At 52.4% G+C, this 1,260-nt stretch carries 1 protein-coding gene; it reads left to right on the top strand.

The window, feature by feature from the left end; genetic code table 11:
- Positions 1-975: 975 nt before the first annotated feature.
- A complete protein-coding gene (locus EXE42_RS15640; protein ID WP_137706922.1) occupies positions 976-1,230 on the top strand; it encodes a hypothetical protein in 255 nt (84 codons plus the stop codon).
- The last annotated feature ends 30 nt before the right edge of the window (positions 1,231-1,260 follow it).

Below are 1,260 nucleotides of genomic sequence, written 5' to 3'. Positions count from 1 at the left end.
ACTGGCGGGACGTACTCACAACTGTGCTTACTGATCTTGATGACCGGATCGAAGCCTTCTGGGATCAGTGACTATCTGACGAGGAAAAATTGATTCCAGTCTGAGCCGCTGCGCCGCACTCACTTCGTATATAAGTAAAATCTCACACTGTAATAAACTTCAATTGGTGACACCAAGTTATCGATTACAATGAAAACGAAGTCGAACGGTAACTCGGGTGAACGTACGTAGGTTCCGATGTGGAGGATGTTCGCTTAGCTCGTGAGCAGTACGGCAACCCCTCAGTAAATTCTCTACGGTCCACCGCGGGGGGAGGTTGGGGGGCTGGAGCACACGCAACCGCGCTATCGCCAAGATAAGCAGGTAAATGCTCGATATCAGGTTCATTGAGTAGAAATGGCTCACCAGCCGAACAGCGGTACTGACTAGTTACCAAGTCTTACCCAACAAATTCGCAGTGGAGGTTATACTGTTGGTTAAGCCGCTCGATCTCGAACACTCTCTCATGCTTAGCGATGAATGCGCCATCATAGTGGACGAACGAGATATCGTTGCGATCGACATTCCGCTACGTTCTGTCCAGTGAGGTACCCCTGATGTGGACGAGATCGACATCAGATGTCGTGGGAAACGGTTCATGGCTCTCTTGATTGAGATATGACTCAATATCCTCAATTGGGTGCCCATCTCGGATGAACTGCTTGTAGTCCTCAAACGCGTCGTCGCGACCAGCAGGGTAGAGTTGAAATACGTCCATGACCCGAGCAAGGTGATCTTCAGGGTTGTTACCGACATCGGCAATCAGCTGACTTTTCCAGCAAAAATTACTGTATCTAGCCCTTGGAATAGACTAATGTAAACGGCACACCAGACCGAGTCATACACTTGCGCGTTCACCTTTCCTGACGCCGCAATCACATTTGGTGCTCGTTGTCAGCTCTTATCCGCTAATCGACACTGTCATCAGTACGAACTGTGCTCGTCGGCGTGGAAACGGAAGTCCTCGACAAGCGAGATCACACAACCGATATCGAGGTCGCGCTGGAACCGATCCCGGAGATCGAACTCGTCAGTGACACGGGCATCCTCGGGAACGATGACCCGCACGATGCTCTTACCTTCTGCGGCGTTTTGTCAACCACCACTATCGGCGTCGCGGTCGTCGCGGCGCTGTTTGGGCTCCCCCCCACTCGGCTACTGGGACACGTCTGCCTCGGAGATCACGGCTGACGCGCTCGGCGCGGGAAACCGGTATACGAC

This window comes from Halorubrum sp. SP3 (genome assembly GCF_005435195.1).
GTDB lineage: Archaea > Halobacteriota > Halobacteria > Halobacteriales > Haloferacaceae > Halorubrum > Halorubrum sodomense.
The sequence above is the reverse complement of the archived record's forward strand: the minus strand, read 5'-3'. Positions and strand labels throughout refer to the sequence as shown.